The following is a 14,398-nucleotide window of genomic DNA, read 5'->3' as shown; positions in this document are numbered from 1 at the left end:
AGGTTTTACTATATTTGAAAGTATTACCAATGCATAACAATTTATAACATACAATCATTGAATCATATGAAATTATTAGAAGGAAAGAATGCAATAATTACCGGTGCCAGCAGAGGCATAGGAAAAGGGATAGCAGAAGTTTACGCCAAACATGGGGCTAATGTTGCTTTTACCTACAGCTCTTCTGTGGAGGCGGCTAATGAGCTTGAAAAAGAACTTCAGGAGCTCGGTGTGAAAGCAATTGGCTATAAATCTAATGCTGCAAGTTTTGAAGAAGCCCAGGAACTGGTAAAAAATGTATTGGATGATTTTGGAAGTATTGATATTCTTGTAAATAACGCCGGGATCACCAAAGACAACCTTTTAATGCGCATGAGTGAGGAAGATTTCGATAAAGTGATCGAAGTGAACCTTAAATCCATCTTTAACATGACCAAAGCCGTTCAACGTACTATGTTGAAGCAGCGACAGGGTAGCATCATTAACATGAGCAGTGTGGTTGGGGTAAAAGGTAATGCCGGACAGGCAAATTACGCTGCTTCCAAAGCCGGAATGATCGGATTTTCAAAATCTATGGCTCTGGAATTAGGTTCTAGAAATATCCGCACTAATGTGATTGCTCCCGGATTCATTGAAACAGAGATGACCGGAAAACTTGATGAGAAAACTGTGGAAGGCTGGAGAAATGCAATTCCTTTAAAAAGAGGCGGAACTCCCGAAGATATTGCCAATGCATGTGTGTATTTTGGTAGTGACCTTAGTGCGTATGTTACAGGACAGGTACTGCATGTTGACGGTGGAATGCATACCTAATAAAAATGATTTTTCGTCCTTCCGGAAAAATGGAAAAAGGAAAATTTTTTTAAACTGCGATCTATGATATCAAAAAATGGAAACCTTCTGTACAAGAAAACATAAATCGTACGTTTCATGCCGGCAAACACCCTCTTCTTAATCATTTTAGCTGCGGTTGCAGCACTGGCAATAGCTATCTTTCAGTATTATTTTAGATCTAAAAGCACAGGGAAACCTGTGCTTTTTACGTTCCTGAGATTTATCAGTCTGTTTTTATTATTGATATTACTCCTTAATCCGAAAATCAAGAGGCATGAATATCATCTGGAAAAGGCGAATTTGCTGCTTGCTGTAGATAATTCAGGTTCCATTGAACATTTTGGTGAGGCCGGAAATGTGCGGGGATTTGTTGAGGAAATTTCCAAAAACCCTGAAATCCAGGAGAAATTTGATGTACAGTTATTTACTTTTGGGAAAGGAATTGAACAGGGAGGAGACATAGATTTCAGTGAAAAGCAGACGAATATCCATCAGGCATTACAATCTTTTGATCAGCTTTATAAAAACTCACAGGCACCCACAATTCTGATCACAGATGGAAACCAAACCTATGGGGAAGATTACAGGTTTACTGCCGATAGGTATTTCAATACTATTTATCCTGTGGTGGTGGGAGATACAACTGGTTATCAGGATCTTTCAGTTAGCCGGATCAATGTCAACCAATATGCCTATATTAATAATAAATTTCCGGTGGAGATCTTCATTAATTACTCCGGAAAAGATTCTGTAAAAAGCAGACTCGAAATAAGTTCGGGAGTTTCGAATGTCTATTCTGAAGAGCTTATTTTTAACAGTGATGACAATTCCAGGGTGGTCCAGGCCAGTTTACCGGCTTCAGTTAAAGGAGTGGCTACGTATACCGCTGAAATAGTTTCGCTGGAGAATGAAAAGGATACCCTGAACAACCGAAGAAATTTTGCAGTGGAAGTAATTGGGGAACGGACTTCTATTCTATTGGCGACATCAATTCTTCACCCCGATCTCGGAGCTTTAAAGAAATCAATAGAATCAAATCAACAACGGCAGGTGGAAATTTTTCAGTTTGAAAAACCACTTCCTGAACTGGATAACTTTCAGCTGATTCTCCTGTATCAACCTGATCGTAAATTTGAAAATATCCTGAAGCAAATCGAGGAGGAGGAAAAAAATTACTGGATCATCACAGGTCCTGAAACAGACTGGCAGTTTCTAAACGAATCGCAGCAGTTCTTCCAGAAGGAAATTACAAGACAGACACAAGAATATTTTCCTGTTCTAAATCAAAATTTCTCAACCTACCAGCTCGAAGATATAGGATTTTCAGATTATCCTCCCCTTGAAGGTGCTTTCGGGGATGTTTTTTTCACGGTCCCTGCAGAACCTGTTTTGTATCAGCAAGTGCAGGGTATAGATACTCAAAACCCTTTGCTGGCATTGTCCGAACAAAAATACTCAAAAACTGCAGTGTTATTTGGTGCGGGGTTCTGGAGATGGCGTGCTGCTTCGTATACCGAAAAAGGATCTTTTGAAGATTTTGATGATTTTACCGGAAAGCTGGTTCAGTTTCTGGCTACTCGCCAACAAAAGGACCGGTTAACGGTGGAACAGGAAGCTTTCTATTATGGCAATGAAAGAGTTGTAATCTCAGCTCAATATTTTGACAGGAATTATAGATTCGATCCCAGGGGAGATTTAACATTAAATCTTACCAATGAACAAACGCAGGAAAACCGCAGCCTGCCTTTTCTTCTCAAACAAAATAAATATGAAGTAGAAATAAGTGATCTATCTTCCGGAAAATATACTTTCTCTGTAGATGTTGCCCGTGAGAATATTTCAGAAACTGGATCTTTTAATATTATAGAATATGAAGTTGAAAAGCAATTTAGTAATGCCAACCTTCAGGGGCTTTCAGGAATTTCCGGAGAAAAAAACCAGCCGCTGTATTTCTTAAAGGATTCTGAAAAATTAGTTAATAATTTACTGTCAGATAATAGTTATACTCCGGTTCAAAAAAGACAGGAAAAGACCGTATCTTTGATCGATTGGTATTATTTACTGGGAATTATAGCACTTTCTTTAAGTGCGGAGTGGTTTTTGCGTAAGTATTACGGTCTTATTTAATTTAACTTTTTTTAATATTTTTTTTATGGATAGATTACCCAAAATTGGATTACCAATTTTATTTGGAGTCATTATACTTGTTATTTTGATCGCCAAATCTACAGTTACAATTAATTCCGGGGAAGCTGGTGTTTTATATAAAACTTTTGGAGGAGGTGTGGTTACAGATGAACCACCTTTGAATGAAGGTTTTCATTTGGTAGCCCCCTGGAATAAGGTTTTTGTTTATGAAGTACGGCAACAGTCTCTGGAAGAGAAGATGCAGGTTTTATCTTCAAATGGATTAGAGATAAAACTGGATGCTTCTATATGGTTTCAGCCATCATTTGACAATCTTGGTTCCCTGCACAGGGAAAAAGGGGAAGCTTATATTCAACGTGTATTGCAACCTGCAGTACGTTCGGCCGCCCGTGCTGTTGTAGGAAGATATAATCCTGAGCAGCTTTATTCCAGTAAGAGAGAAGCCATCCAGAGAGAAATTTTTGAAGAAACCGAAATTCTGCTTAAAAATCAGTACGTCCAGATAAACGAAGTGCTGGTAAGAGATGTTTCCCTTCCTGCTACTATTAAAGATGCGATTGAGAGAAAATTACGGCAGGAACAGGAATCTCTGGAATATGAATTCCGACTTACTAAAGCGGAGCAGGAAGCGGAAAGACAGCGAATAGATGCAGAAGGTAAAGCACGTGCCAATGAAATTCTTGATGCATCCCTAACCGATATGGTTTTAAGGGAAAAAGGGATCCAGGCGACTGTTGAGCTTGCTAAATCCCCTAATGCCAAGGTTGTAGTGATTGGATCTGGAGATGAAGGTATGCCACTGATTCTTGGTAATAACTAATTTTTACAATGATCAATTAAAATTGAATTAAAATTATTTCTTTTTTAATTTATTTGTTTAAATTCGCATCAACAATGAAAGCAAAACAACTACATCATCATCATTCTCATAAGTTCGCTCTTGCGAGGTGAGATTGATATGTGTATAATCATATTTTTGAAAACCCGTTTGAGCAGCTCAAACGGGTTTTTCATTTTCCGTTGTGAACTGCTGAAACATAAATTAACTAACAATGAAAAAAATTAGAATAGCAGTACAAAAATCGGGTAGGCTTCACGATGATTCTTTACAACTTTTAAAAGATGCAGGAATCTCTGTAGACAACGGAAAAGAACAGTTAAAAGCCACTTCCAGGAATTTTCCGCTAGAGGTATTTTACCTCCGGAACGGAGACATTCCGCAATACCTTCGTGATGGGGTAGTGGACATTGCTATTATTGGCGAAAACGTATTGATAGAAAAAGGAGAAGACATTGCTACGGCTGAAAGACTTGGTTTTTCTAAATGCCGGGTTTCGCTGGCTGTTCCTAAATCCATGCAGTATAATAGTTTACAGGATCTCGATGGAAAAAAAATTGCAACTTCCTATCCCAATACCATTAATGCTTTTCTTGCTAAAAATGGTATTTCTGCAGAGCTGCACATCATTAACGGATCGGTTGAAATTGCTCCGAATATTGGCCTGGCAGATGCTGTTTGTGATATTGTGTCCAGCGGAAGTACTCTTTTTAAAAACAACCTGAAGGAGGTAGAGATAATGCTGAAGAGTGAAGCGGTTTTAGCAGTTTCTCCAATGATCGATGAGGAGAGAAATGAAATTCTTCAGAAATTACAGTTTAGGATTCAGTCGGTTTTAAGAGCGCGAAGATCCAAGTATATTCTTATGAACATTCCAGATAATAAGGTTGAGAAAGTAATTGAGTTGCTTCCAGGAATGAGAAGTCCTACTGTGCTTCCCTTAGCTGAAAAAGGCTGGAGTTCCATTCACACCGTGATTGAAGAAGAACGTTTCTGGGAAGTTATTGATGAACTGAAGCGGAATGGAGCCGAAGGGATTCTGGTAACTTCTATTGAGAAAATGGTACTTTAAAAAAGGTTGAAATGAAGAAGATAATAAATCCTGATAAAAATAAATGGGAGGAAATCCTCAGACGTCCCACCAAAAGTGTGGAGGATGTGGAGAAAACTGTGTATCAGATCTTTGGTGAGGTGAAATCCAAAGGGAATGAAGCAGTTGCCAAATACACCCAGCTTTTCGACGGAATTTCCCTTGAAACTGAAATTGTTTCTGAGGAAGAAATTAAAGCAGCCGAAACAAAAATTTCCGAAGAATTGAAAGAAGCCATTAATCTGGCAAAGAATAATATTGAACGTTTTCACGCGGCTCAAGAAACGGACAAAGTTTCTGTAGAAACCACTCCGGGAGTACACTGCTGGCAGGAGAAAAAGGCTATTCAAAAGATAGGGCTCTATATTCCCGGAGGTACAGCTCCCTTGTTTTCTACTATTTTAATGTTGGCAGTTCCCGCAAAACTTGCAGGTTGCGAGGAAATAGTGCTGTGTAGTCCTCCAGATAAAAAGGGGGAACTGAATCCGGCTATTTTATACACTGCGAATCTCTGTGGTGTGTCCAAAATATTCAAAGTAGGAGGGATACAGGCGATTGCCGCACTGACATTTGGAACCGAAACTATCCCGAAAGTATATAAGATCTTTGGCCCCGGAAATCAGTTTGTAACGGTTGCCAAGCAGCTGGCTACAAAATATAATGTTGCTATAGACATGCCTGCAGGACCATCAGAATTATTGGTGGTGGCAGATGAATCGGCCAATGCTGCTTTTGTAGCGTCCGATTTGTTGTCGCAGGCTGAGCACGGAATCGATAGTCAGGTGATATTGATCTCCCTTTCAGAACCGTTTTTAGAAGATGTGGAAAAGGAAATTATTAAACAACTTCCGGAACTACCAAGAAATGAAATTGCAAAAGCCGCTATGGAGAATTCTAGATTAATCGTCGTGAAAGATGAACAGGAAGCGCTGGAAATGATCAATGAATACGGTCCGGAACATTTTATCATCTGTTTAAAGAATGAAGATGTATTTATCGACGGGATCATTAATGCGGGATCGGTCTTTATTGGTAATTTCACTCCCGAAAGTGCAGGAGACTATGCTTCGGGCACAAACCATACCCTGCCAACCAACGGATACGCAAAGCAATACAGCGGTGTAAACCTTGACAGTTTTATGAGGGCAGTGACCTTTCAGAGAATTTCTGAAGAAGGGATTAAAAATATTGGTTCTGCAATAGAATTAATGGCAGAAGCGGAAGGTTTACAAGCTCACAAAAATGCAGTAACATTAAGATTAAACAGTCTTAAATAGGATGAAGAGAAGCTTTAAAATAAATGATCTGGTCCGGGAAAATGTAAACCGGCTAAAACCTTATTCTTCCGCAAGGGATGAATTTACGGCTATTGATGAAGAAATGATATTTCTGGATGCCAACGAGAATCCATTTGAAAATGGGGTGAACCGATATCCCGATCCACAACAGAACAAAGTAAAACAGGAGCTGGCAAGGCAAAAAAAAGCAAAAACCTCCCAGATTTTGTTGGGGAATGGAAGCGATGAAGTGCTGGATCTGATTTTCAGGGCTTTTTGCGAACCTAAAATAGATAACGTGATCACCCTGCCGCCAACTTATGGGATGTACAAGGTATTGGCAAACGTGAATGATGTAGAGGAGAGGGAAGTGCTATTGACGTCTAATTTTCAACCGAATGTGGAGGAAATTTTTGAAAAAGCAGATGAGAATACCAAAATCATATTTCTCTGTTCTCCCAACAATCCTACCGGAAATAGCTTTTCTGAAGTTGCTGTTACTGAAATTCTTCAGCGGTTTGCGGGACTGGTAGTGATCGATGAAGCGTACATAGATTTTTCTGAAGAAAATAGCTGGCTGGAAAAACTGGATGAATTTCCTAACCTTGTGGTGACACAAACACTTTCAAAGGCTTATGGGCTGGCGGGAATCAGGTTGGGTATTTGTTATGCATCCGAAGAAATAATCCGGATCCTGAATAAAATAAAACCTCCTTATAATATCAATGAATTAACTCAGCAAAAAGCTTTGGAACGGTTGGAAGATGTGGATGCTGTAAAATCTGAAATTGCACATTTACTTGGACAGCGAGAATTGCTGGACGAAGAATTGAGCAAAATATCTTATGTGGAAGAAGTTTACCCTTCCGATGCTAATTTTATTCTGGCAAAAGTGGATGATGCGACCGCAAGATATAAGCAATTACTGGAGCAGGGAATTGTGATAAGGAACCGTACTACACAACCCTTGTGTGAAAATACGCTGCGGTTTACGGTAGGGACCGCTATGGAAAATGAAAAACTTTTAACTGCTTTGAAAAATCTTGAAGTAGAAGCCGTAAATCACAAAAATCAATAAACTTTTCTTCGGAAAATAAATAGATAAAAATCTATGAAAAAATTGCTATTTATAGACAGAGACGGGACCATTGTACTGGAGCCTGAAGATTATCAGCTGGATCATTTAGATAAGCTTGAGTTCTATCCAAACTGTTTTCAGTACCTGGCAAGAATTGCCAGTGAGCTGGATTATGAGCTGATAATGGTAACAAACCAGGACGGCTTGGGCACAAATTCTTTTCCGGAAGATACCTTCTGGCCTGCACAAAATTTTATTTTGAAAGCCTTTGAAAATGAAGGAGTGAAATTTTCAGAAATTTGTGTCGACCGTACTTTTCCTGAGGAAAATGCGGAAACAAGAAAACCACGTACAGGATTACTTACCCAGTATATTGATAGTGGGGAATACGATCTTGAGAATTCTTTTGTGATAGGGGACAGGCTCACCGATATTGAACTGGCCAAAAATCTTGGAGCCAAAGGAATTTTTATCAAAACTCACGAAGATTTAGGTAGTGCTGAAGTTTCTGTGGAACGTGAAGAATTAGATGACGTCATTGCGCTCCAGACCGAAAGCTGGAAAGATATTTACGAATTTCTGAAGCTCAAAGAACGTTCAGCTGAAATCAGCAGGAAGACCAACGAAACTGATATCTACATCAATCTGAACCTTGATGGCACAGGAAAAGCCAATATCGACACCGGGCTCAAATTTTTTGATCATATGCTGGATCAGATTGCCCGCCACGGACAAATGGATCTGGATATCCGGGTAAGAGGAGATCTGGAGGTGGACGAACACCATACCATTGAAGATACGGCCATTGCCCTTGGAGAGGTTTTTTCGAAAGCTCTCGGCAACAAAATGGGAATTGAACGCTACGGATTTACTTTGCCTATGGACGACTGCCTGGCACAGGTAGCGATTGATTTCGGCGGAAGAAACTGGCTGGTTTGGGAAGCAGATTTTCAGAGGGAAAAGATCGGTGAAATGCCAACAGAAATGTTTTATCATTTTTTCAAATCCTTCACAGACGGCGCCAAAGCAAACCTCAATGTGAAAGCTGAAGGTACCAATGAACATCACAAAATAGAAGCTATTTTTAAAGCTTTTGCCAAAGCAATTAAAGTGGCTGTTAAACAGGATCCCGAAAAAATGATTTTACCATCTACAAAAGGAATGCTGTAGTAGATGTGAGGTTTTAGACCTGAGATTTGAGAAATTAGATAAAAATTTAAATTTTGAAAATAGCAATAATTAATTACGGGGCAGGAAATATACAAAGCATCAAGTTCGCCTTACAACGTCACGGATACGAAGGAGTGCTAACGAGTGATGCAGATGAAATTCGTGCTGCAGATAGAGTTATTTTTCCAGGTGTTGGTGAAGCCAGTAGCGCCATGCGAAAACTAAAAGCCACCGGACTTGATAAAATCATCCCTGAACTTACTCAACCAGTATTGGGTATCTGCCTTGGAATGCAGCTAATGTGCAAACATTCGGAAGAAGGAGATACCACCGGCCTCGGTATCTTTGACGTTGATGTCAAGAAATTTACAGGAAATGTGAAAGTGCCGCAAATAGGATGGAACCATATCTATAATTTAAAATCTTCTCTTTTTGAAGGAATTCGGGAGCAGGAATATATTTACCTGGTGCACAGTTTTTTCGCACCTGCGTGCGAAGAAGCTATCGCAACCACCGAATACGGAGTAGAATATGCTTCGGCATTAAAAAAAGACAATTTTTATGGAGTACAATTCCACCCTGAAAAGAGCAGCAATGCGGGAGAGCAGATTTTGGAAAATTTTCTAGCCCTCCAACCCCCGAAAGAGGAGTGGAATCTCAATACTCAATACTAATATCTCAATACTAAAAAATGCGAATAATTCCAGCCATAGACATCATCGATGGAAAATGCGTAAGGCTTTCCAGGGGTGATTACAACACAAAGAAAATATATAATGAAAATCCGTTGGAAGTAGCGAAAGAATTCGAGGCTCATGGAATTCAGTACCTGCACCTGGTGGATCTTGATGGAGCTAAATCCAAACATATAGTAAATCACAAGGTGCTGGAACAGATAGCCTCTAAAACTCAGCTGAAAATTGATTTTGGCGGCGGATTAAAATCAGATAAGGATCTGCAAATAGCTTTTGAAAGCGGCGCGACCCAGGTCACCGGGGGAAGTATTGCTGTGAAAAATCCTGATATCTTTGAAAGCTGGCTTCATAAATTTGGCAGTGAAAAGATCATTTTAGGAGCCGATGCCAATAATGAAAAAGTAGCCACCAATGGATGGCTGGAAGAATCTGATCTTGAATTAATACCATTTATTCAGCAGTATGAGCAGAAAGGAGTGCAGTACGTAATCTGTACAGATATTTCTAAAGACGGAATGCTGGACGGACCTTCAGCAGATCTTTACCGAAGGATCCTTGAAGAGACTGAAAACATAAAATTAATAGCATCCGGAGGGATTGCCACTTTTGATGATCTTCCTTTGCTTGCCGAAATTGGCTGTGAAGGGACTATTATTGGAAAGGCTATTTATGAAAGTAGAATAAGCCTAAAGCAACTGGAAGAATTTATCCTTCAAAATTAATAAAAAAAACTGACGTCAAGCTGGTAATATAATTGAGTTTCTTATGTAAGATGCTGAAGCAAATTCAGAATGACACAATGATGTGATGCAAAAAGAACATAGACTATGCTAACAAAAAGAATAATCCCGTGCCTGGATATCAAAAACGGACGTACTGTAAAAGGTGTGAACTTCCTGGAACTGCGGGATGCCGGTGATCCTGTAGAGCTGGCGAAGATCTATTCAGATTCCGGGGCCGATGAATTGGTGTTTTTGGATATTACTGCAACAGAGCAGAAAAGAAAAACTCTGGCCGATTTAGTGCTACGGGTGGCAGCTGCAGTGAATATTCCTTTTACTGTAGGTGGCGGGATCTCTTCGGTGGAAGACGTAGATGTGCTGTTGCAGAACGGAGCAGATAAGGTTTCGATAAATTCTTCAGCAGTCAAGAATCCGCAGTTGATCAATGATCTGGTGGCGAAGTTTGGCAGTCAGTGTATTACCGTAGCGATTGATGCGAAAGAGGTAAACGGAGAATGGATCGTGCATCTGGTTGGTGGAAAAGTCCCTACCAATTTAAATTTGTTCGACTGGGCAAAAGAAGTGGAAGAACGTGGTGCCGGTGAAATTCTTTTTACTTCCATGAACCACGATGGTACAAAATCGGGGTTTGCAAATGAAGCCCTGGCTAAACTTTCTTCAGAGCGTTCCATCCCTATCATAGCTTCGGGAGGAGCAGGCACTATTCAGCATTTTTGTGATACTTTTATTGAGGGAAAATCTGATGCAGCCCTTGCGGCGAGTGTTTTTCATTTCAAGGAAATTGAAATAAAGGATCTGAAAATGGAAATGCGGGCACAGGATATTGAAGTAAGACTGTAAAAAGAAGTACGAGATTAGAAGTTAGAAGTTGAAAAGAAAAGAGAAAAGAACCAGGAGCCAGGATAAGTTCCATAAAAAGGTTCCATGGCAATGTCATGTCGAGTCCTCCTTTTAAAGGCGGATAAGTCGTAGCACTTAATGGCGAAAACAAACCCTGGTATTTTCTCATTAAAATTTACATCTCTAATTGAGATAGAAATTAAAGTTTTTAAATATGGAAATAGATTTTAGTAAAGATAAGGACGGATTAGTACCGGCAATTGTTCAGGATTCAGTGACTAAAAATGTACTGATGCTGGGATATATGAACGAAGAAGCCTACCGCAAAACTCTGGACACTAAAAAGGTTACTTTCTACAGCCGTAGCAAACAGCGGTTATGGACCAAAGGCGAGGAGAGTGGCAATTTTTTAAATCTGGTTGAACTGAAATTAGATTGCGATAATGATACATTGTTGCTAAGTGTGAATCCGCAGGGGCCAACCTGCCACAAAGGAACGGACACCTGCTGGGGAGAAGAAAATAAAACCAACTTCGGATTTATTTCAGAACTGGAAAATGTTATTTCTGACCGGAAAAATAACCCTGATAATGAAAAAAGCTATGTGGCTTCCCTATTCCAAAGTGGTGTCAATAAAATTGCCCAGAAAGTGGGGGAAGAAGCTGTGGAAGTTGTGATCGAAGCAAAAGATGATAATGATGATCTTTTTCTTGATGAAAGTGCAGACCTGCTTTTCCATTATTTAATTCTACTACAACAGAAAGGTTATTCTCTGAAGGACGTGGTGAAAGTTTTAGAAAGAAGACATTGATCTGCTGATTTATCAGACATGAAAAAACCCTGGGAGATTTCTCACAGGGTTTTCATTTTATACAATTTTCAACTGATTAAGATTCAGTTTCTTTTTTAGTCTTTTCAATATTGATGGTGAGCTCTTTTTTCTCCTCATCAAAATCCATAAAGATCTTATCTCCTTCAGAAACATTTGATGTGATGATCTCTTCTGCCAGGGCATCTTCAATATATTTTTGAATAGCTCTGTTTAGAGGTCTTGCACCAAACTGACGGTCGAATCCTTTTTCAGCAATATAATCTTTGGCTTTTGTGCTCAGCTTCAAATCGTAACCGAGGGTTCCAATTCTTCCGAAGAGCTTTTCAAGCTCAATATCAATGATCTTGTGAATGTGTTCCTGTTCAAGAGCATTGAATATTACCACATCATCAACCCTGTTCAGAAATTCCGGAGCAAAAGCTTTTTTAAGAGCATTCTCAATAACACCTCTTGCATTCTCATCAATCTGAGATTTCTTCGCGGCAGTTCCAAATCCAACTCCCTGTCCAAAATCTTTCAGTTTTCTGGCTCCAATGTTGGAAGTCATAATGATGATCGTGTTCCTAAAATCGATTTTACGTCCTAAACTATCGGTTAAATAACCGTCATCCAATACCTGTAACAGCATATTGAAGACATCGGGATGGGCTTTTTCTACCTCGTCAAGTAAGATCACCGCATAAGGTTTACGTCTTACTTTCTCCGTTAGCTGTCCGCCTTCTTCATAACCTACGTATCCCGGAGGTGCACCAATTAAACGGCTCACGGCAAATTTCTCCATATACTCACTCATATCGATTCGAATGAGTGCATCTTCGCTGTCAAACAATTCCCTGGAAAGTATCTTTGCAAGCTGTGTTTTACCAACTCCTGTTTGTCCCAGGAAGATAAAGGACCCAATCGGTTTATTTGGGTCTTTAAGTCCGGCACGGTTTCTCTGAATGGCCTTCACCACTTTTCCAACCGCTTCGTCCTGACCAATTACTTTTCCTTTGATCAAATTTGGCAATTCTGCCAGTTTGTTAATTTCAGTTTGTGCAATTCTGTTAACAGGAATCCCTGTCATCATGGATACCACATCAGCTACATTGTCTTCAGAGACTGTTTCCCGGTGAGATTTGGATTCTTCATCCCAACGCTCCTGGGCGATTGCCAGCTCTTTTTCAAGATTTTTCTCATCATCCCGAAGTTTTGCAGCCTCTTCATATTTCTGTTTTTTGACAACAGAATTCTTGTTTTCACGTACTTCTTCCAGTTTTCGCTCAAGCTCCAAAATTTGCTTCGGAACTTCAATGTTCGTAATATGAACACGAGAACCTGCTTCATCTAAAGCATCAATAGCCTTGTCTGGTAAAAACCTGTCAGTCATATAACGATTTGTCAGCGTAACACAGGCTTGAATGGCTTCATCTGTATAAGAAACGTGGTGATGCTCCTCATATTTATCTTTGATGTTGTTCAAAATTTGAATTGTTTCTTCTACAGTGGTAGGTTCCACAATTACTTTTTGGAAACGCCTTTCTAAAGCTCCATCCTTTTCAATATATTGTCGGTACTCATCAAGCGTGGTAGCACCAATACATTGAATTTCTCCCCTTGCTAGGGCAGGTTTGAACATATTACTTGCATCCAGGCTTCCTGTGGCACCTCCTGCACCAACAATGGTGTGAATCTCGTCAATAAAAAGAATAATATCATCATTCTTTTCAAGTTCGTTCATCACAGCTTTCATACGCTCTTCAAACTGCCCGCGGTATTTTGTACCGGCGACTAAACTCGCAAGATCAAGCGTTACAACACGCTTGTCAAAAAGAATTCTTGATACTTTCCGTTTTACAATTCGTAAAGCCAGGCCTTCCGCAATGGCAGATTTTCCAACACCAGGTTCCCCTATAAGGAGCGGATTGTTCTTTTTACGTCGGCTAAGGATTTGAGAAACTCTCTCAATTTCCTTTTCCCGACCAACAACCGGATCAAGTTTGTCCAACTCGGCCATGGCAGTTAAATCCCTTCCAAAGTTATCTAAAACAGGGGTTTTAGACTTTTTGGTAGAAGTTTTTCCGGTAGTTCCTGAGAAAGGATTACTCTTTCCTGAATCGTCTGCGGTAGCGTCTTCATCTGAAAATGATTCGGCAGTAGGACTGTCCATATTATAATCATCTTCATTGGTGATCATATATTTAAACTGGTCTTTTACTCCGTCATAATCCACCTTCAGTTTATTAAGCAGTTTGGTGGTAGGGTCGTTTTCGTTTCTTAAAATGCACAACAAAAGGTGTGCAGTATTTATGGAAGAGCTTTGAAAAAGCTTGGCCTCCAGAAAAGTTGTTTTCAATGCACGCTCTGCCTGCCTTGTTAAGTGCAAGTTCCGTTTTTCGTTAGAATTTACAGCAGCATCAGGTTCAGCAGGGCTAAGAATTTCGACTTTGCGCCTTAAATGAGTTAGATCTATCTCCAGGGCGTGAAGTATATTGATAGCTTTACCGTCGCCATCACGCAGTAAACCAAGCATTAAGTGTTCTGTTCCTATAAAATTATGTCCGAGTCTTAAAGCTTCTTCCTTGCTGTAAGCTATGACATCTTTTACTCTTGGTGAAAAATTATCATCCATGTTAAATTTCCTTTCTCTCTAATTGTTTTATACTCAGGTTTCAAAAACCGTACCTTTTATGAGTGTTAGCTAATTGACAAAATAACTCTCAAAAATCAAAATAGAAAGTAATGAACTTATTAACGATGCACCTATAAAAATTTGTTAATAAAATAAGGGAAAACATAGGCTGTTATAGGTGATAGCTGGCCTAAAATGCGTAAATTGGCACGTTAGATTTTTGAACCAAAATAAATGAATTT

The 14,398-nt window shown here is 39.6% G+C and carries 12 protein-coding genes; 11 read left to right on the top strand and 1 reads right to left on the bottom strand.

Features of this window, described 5'->3' with window-relative positions; genetic code table 11:
* Positions 1–66 precede the first annotated feature (66 nt).
* From fabG to hisIE, 11 genes are all read left to right on the top strand, one after another.
* Positions 67–813: a 3-oxoacyl-[acyl-carrier-protein] reductase gene (gene fabG, locus IE056_RS06345; RefSeq protein WP_189603840.1), complete on the top strand. Its 747-nt coding sequence runs from the start codon at positions 67–69 to the stop codon at positions 811–813.
* A gap of 117 nt (positions 814–930) precedes the next feature.
* Complete coding sequence (locus IE056_RS06340) at positions 931–2,961, top strand: VWA domain-containing protein (RefSeq protein ID WP_189603839.1); 2,031 nt, start codon at positions 931–933, stop codon at positions 2,959–2,961.
* A 25-nt stretch (positions 2,962–2,986) separates the two neighbouring features.
* The gene (locus tag IE056_RS06335; protein WP_189603838.1) at positions 2,987–3,802 is read left to right on the top strand and encodes a prohibitin family protein; all 816 of its coding nucleotides are present in this window, start codon (positions 2,987–2,989) and stop codon (positions 3,800–3,802) included.
* A gap of 232 nt (positions 3,803–4,034) precedes the next feature.
* A complete protein-coding gene (hisG, locus tag IE056_RS06330; protein WP_189603837.1) occupies positions 4,035–4,892 on the top strand; it encodes an ATP phosphoribosyltransferase in 858 nt (285 codons plus the stop codon).
* An 11-nt stretch (positions 4,893–4,903) separates the two neighbouring features.
* A complete protein-coding gene (gene hisD / locus IE056_RS06325) occupies positions 4,904–6,187 on the top strand; it encodes a histidinol dehydrogenase (RefSeq protein WP_189603836.1) in 1,284 nt (427 codons plus the stop codon).
* Position 6,188: 1 nt separating this feature from the next.
* A complete protein-coding gene (gene hisC, locus IE056_RS06320) occupies positions 6,189–7,265 on the top strand; it encodes a histidinol-phosphate transaminase (protein WP_189603835.1) in 1,077 nt (358 codons plus the stop codon).
* 33 nt (positions 7,266–7,298) lie between these two features.
* A complete protein-coding gene (gene hisB / locus IE056_RS06315) occupies positions 7,299–8,435 on the top strand; it encodes a bifunctional histidinol-phosphatase/imidazoleglycerol-phosphate dehydratase HisB (RefSeq protein ID WP_189603834.1) in 1,137 nt (378 codons plus the stop codon).
* A 53-nt stretch (positions 8,436–8,488) separates the two neighbouring features.
* The gene (gene hisH, locus IE056_RS06310; RefSeq protein ID WP_189603833.1) at positions 8,489–9,109 is read left to right on the top strand and encodes an imidazole glycerol phosphate synthase subunit HisH; all 621 of its coding nucleotides are present in this window, start codon (positions 8,489–8,491) and stop codon (positions 9,107–9,109) included.
* 17 nt (positions 9,110–9,126) lie between these two features.
* Complete coding sequence (gene hisA, locus IE056_RS06305) at positions 9,127–9,852, top strand: 1-(5-phosphoribosyl)-5-[(5-phosphoribosylamino)methylideneamino]imidazole-4-carboxamide isomerase (RefSeq protein WP_189603832.1); 726 nt, start codon at positions 9,127–9,129, stop codon at positions 9,850–9,852.
* Positions 9,853–9,957: 105 nt separating this feature from the next.
* A complete protein-coding gene (gene hisF / locus IE056_RS06300) occupies positions 9,958–10,713 on the top strand; it encodes an imidazole glycerol phosphate synthase subunit HisF (RefSeq protein ID WP_189603831.1) in 756 nt (251 codons plus the stop codon).
* Between the two features lie 214 nt (positions 10,714–10,927).
* Entirely contained in the window at positions 10,928–11,524 is a 597-nt protein-coding gene (gene hisIE / locus IE056_RS06295) for a bifunctional phosphoribosyl-AMP cyclohydrolase/phosphoribosyl-ATP diphosphatase HisIE (RefSeq protein WP_189603830.1), read from the top strand.
* A 76-nt stretch (positions 11,525–11,600) separates the two neighbouring features.
* Here hisIE and IE056_RS06290 read toward each other — a convergent pair whose 3' ends face one another.
* Entirely contained in the window at positions 11,601–14,156 is a 2,556-nt protein-coding gene (locus tag IE056_RS06290; RefSeq protein ID WP_189603829.1) for an ATP-dependent Clp protease ATP-binding subunit, read from the bottom strand.
* Between the last annotated feature and the right edge of the window lie 242 nt (positions 14,157–14,398).

Origin of the sequence: Salinimicrobium marinum, assembly GCF_014651535.1 — a bacterium.
Lineage (GTDB): Bacteria > Bacteroidota > Bacteroidia > Flavobacteriales > Flavobacteriaceae > Salinimicrobium > Salinimicrobium marinum.
This window is presented reverse-complemented; position numbering and strand designations above follow the sequence as displayed.